Here is a 216-nt window from a genome sequence, read left to right on the forward strand (position 1 = left end):
TCTGGTCGGCTCCACGTCCTGCCACCGGGCCACTCCCGGCGGTGTCGAACTCAGCCGCGAGAGCGGCCAGGTTCAGGGCGGCGTTACGGTCTCGATCAACGATCAGGCCGCACGCCGCACAGGCGTATTCGCGCTCGGACAGGGCCAGCTTGGCTTTCACCGTGCCGCAGCCTGAGCAGGTCTTACTGGAGGGATACCAGCGGTCAGCTATAAGAA

1 protein-coding gene is annotated in these 216 nt (G+C 65.3%); it reads right to left on the reverse strand.

The features are described from left to right. A partial coding sequence (locus ADL15_RS51730; protein WP_269748376.1) for a zinc ribbon domain-containing protein occupies positions 1–211 on the reverse strand: 211 nt, incomplete at its 3' end. Positions 212–216 lie beyond the last annotated feature (5 nt).

The sequence above is a fragment of the Actinoplanes awajinensis subsp. mycoplanecinus genome (assembly GCF_001509495.1).
In the GTDB taxonomy this organism is placed as follows: domain Bacteria; phylum Actinomycetota; class Actinomycetes; order Mycobacteriales; family Micromonosporaceae; genus Actinoplanes; species Actinoplanes palleronii.